Raw genomic sequence first — 752 nt, 5'->3', positions numbered from 1 at the left:
ACATTTGTTGCATTTGAGATTGTGATTGTTTTAGCTATTTTACCTTTAGAATCAATTGCATAAATGGCGTTTTTGTTTCCGCTATCTTCCAAAGTGTAAAGAATATTGGTTTCTGGAAAATAAGTAATTCCCGAAACTTCTTTCAATTTTTTAGGCAACGAATAAAGTTCTTTTAAATCAGAGCCAGATTGTTTCTGGCAAGCTAGTAAAGCAATTGAGCAAATAACTAAAAAAGATTTTTTCATAATATTTTTTTTTATTTTGCCACAGATTAAAAAGATTATAATGATTCAAAAATCTTTTTAATCTGTGAATCCCGATAACTATCGGGAGTGGCTAAAACTTTAAACTAAGTTAGTATTTTTGAAATTACGTGTAATAAATTCAAACGCAGCATGCATCACATGCCCCATTGATTTTGCGTTTTTAAATTTCATATCATTCGTATAACGATACAATTCCATTTTCAATTGTGTCAAATGCTCTTGCGTTGAAATGGTATCGTGGCACATAATATTCAACAATTTTTTGATTCTGGTTTCGGCAGAATGAATACGTTTCGCCAAAATCGCTCTTTCTTCATCTTTGTACTGAATAATAGAACGTTCTTCTAATTTCTCTTTGATCAATTGAATCATTGGAAAATTTTCTTTGAAAAACTGCGGACGATATACTTTAAAATTTCCCTCGTAACATTGCTGATCAAAATCGATCGGACGAATTTTATAGACTACTTGATCAAAATCGTGAAT

At 30.6% G+C, this 752-nt stretch carries 2 pseudogenes; both read right to left on the bottom strand.

What is annotated here, in order from left to right:
- Positions 1-245: pseudogene (locus B3J44_RS01045) on the bottom strand (hypothetical protein); the annotation flags it as partial.
- A 99-nt stretch (positions 246-344) separates the two neighbouring features.
- Positions 345-752, bottom strand: a pseudogene (locus B3J44_RS01040) (hypothetical protein); the annotation flags it as partial.

Origin of the sequence: Flavobacterium sp. UBA4854, assembly GCF_002399805.1 — a bacterium.
In the GTDB taxonomy this organism is placed as follows: domain Bacteria; phylum Bacteroidota; class Bacteroidia; order Flavobacteriales; family Flavobacteriaceae; genus Flavobacterium; species Flavobacterium ginsengisoli.
This window is presented reverse-complemented; position numbering and strand designations above follow the sequence as displayed.